The 1,691-nt window shown below is 66.5% G+C and carries 3 protein-coding genes; 2 read left to right on the forward strand and 1 reads right to left on the reverse strand.

The window, feature by feature from the left end:
• A partial coding sequence (locus KBI5_RS27445) for a hypothetical protein (RefSeq protein WP_133057165.1) occupies window positions 1-369 on the reverse strand: 369 nt, incomplete at its 3' end.
• Window positions 370-419: 50 nt separating this feature from the next.
• Between KBI5_RS27445 and KBI5_RS24640 the strand changes: the two genes are divergently transcribed.
• Together KBI5_RS24640 and KBI5_RS24645 are read left to right on the forward strand one after the other, a co-directional pair.
• A complete protein-coding gene (locus tag KBI5_RS24640) occupies window positions 420-677 on the forward strand; it encodes a hypothetical protein (RefSeq protein ID WP_133057166.1) in 258 nt (85 codons plus the stop codon).
• Window positions 674-1,102: a PIN domain-containing protein gene (locus KBI5_RS24645; protein WP_011438401.1), complete on the forward strand. Its 429-nt coding sequence runs from the start codon at window positions 674-676 to the stop codon at window positions 1,100-1,102. Before KBI5_RS24640 ends, KBI5_RS24645 begins: the two co-directional genes overlap by 4 nt.
• Window positions 1,103-1,691: the final 589 nt, after the last annotated feature.

The raw sequence follows: 1,691 nt of genomic DNA on the forward strand, positions 1-1,691 counted from the left end.
CCGTCGCCTACACGCCCAGAACACCGCCATGCGCGCCCATCGGCGCTCACGGCCGACATGCGAGTACCACTTGCCATGTGTCACCAAGGGGTGGTACCGATCGTATCGGCGTAGATTCGGGCGTCTCACCAGCATCTTTAGGTAGCCGGGCCCGGCCTTTGGTCCGTACCCGAGTTGCACACGTCGCGCGGCTCGGACGCAGTGCGCCGGCCACCGCACTGCCAGAGCCTCGTCGACGAGGCGGAACAGCACCGGCGCGTGGCGCGGCAGCGCGGCGGTCACCGCTCGGGCGACCTTCTCGAGCGGACGGGCATGACCCCACAGCAACGCCCGCAGGAACGTCCCGACGCGTYGGCAGGGACGGCGCATCCGTCCCGACGACGCGCTACCGCCCCGTCCGAGCGGRCTACGCTGGCACCATGACAACCGCGCCGCATGTGGCCGATGTGCACCGGATGGTGGATCGGCTTGCGCCTACCCAGGTGGAGGCGCTCTATGTGATCTTGGGTGGCATGYTCGGCCCGCGTCCGGCCACGGAGTCAGCACGGCAGGTTGACGACAGCGCAGCCACACCGGGGCGCCGCTTGTCGTTCATCGGGATCATGGATGGTGAACGCGATCTGGCTGAACGTTCATCTCGAATCCTTCACGAGGAGCTAGGCGAGCCAGACCGGTGATAGTTATCGACACCGGTGTACTCGTCGCTGCCATCAACAAGCGGGACAAGTTCCATGAATCGTGTGCCCACCTCCTCGTGGCGGCCGCCGAGCCCCTGGTAGTTCCCGCGATGGTCATCACCGAGGTTTGTTACCTGCTTGCGCGCCGGGGGCACGGAACGCCGCAACTGGCCGCCACGTTCTTGGAGTCACTGGCGGCCGGAGAGCTTGACGTGGAGGCGCCGACAGCCGCGGACCTCGACCGCGCTGCCCAACTGGTGCGGCGCTATGCCGATCTTCCGCTCGACGCAGTCGACGCCGCGGTAGTCGCTACAGCGGAACGCCTGGGCACACCCAAGGTCGCGACGGTCGACCGCAAGGACTTCCAGATCGTCGTTCCCAGCCACTGCGGCGCCTTTGAGCTTCTGCCTACGACCCTCGGCTGACTTCCACGCACCAGGACGAAGCGATCTCCACTGGCACGCATAAGAGCGCTAGGACCGGATGCCGGACGCCATGTGCAGCCCAGGGGTGGTACCAATCGGGTTGGYGTATATCCAGGTCTCTGACCAGCATGTTTTGGTGATCAGGCTGCTCCCGTGTCCGTCCCCACGTTGCACACACCCAAGGCTCGGACGCAGTGCGCCGGCCACCGTACGGAGACACTGCCGCCCCCGACGAGGCCGGCCGGGGCCGGCGGCACGGGAGAGCGACCTCCGGCCGCGGCTCGTCGGTCAGCCCTTCCAACCGGTCGACGGCGAACCGGTTCCRCCACTTCRCCATCGTCCCCACCGACGCCCCGACCTGCCCGTTCGTCCCGCTCTCCGCGCACGCCAGCACGATCCGCGACCGCGACGCCTGCGCCGTCTTCGGACGCCCGGACCCAGCCAGTCAGCGCCTCCAGCTCCTCGTCGGTCAGCACGATCTCCACAGCACGCGGCCCAGACATAACCGCAGTATACGATCTACACGTGAACTAAGGATTCAGGACACTACTGTAGCTATCATCAAACGATGACCGACAGCGAGTCAGAA

Source organism: Frankia sp. KB5 (genome assembly GCF_002099325.1).
GTDB classification, from domain to species: Bacteria; Actinomycetota; Actinomycetes; order Frankiales; family Frankiaceae; genus Frankia; species Frankia casuarinae.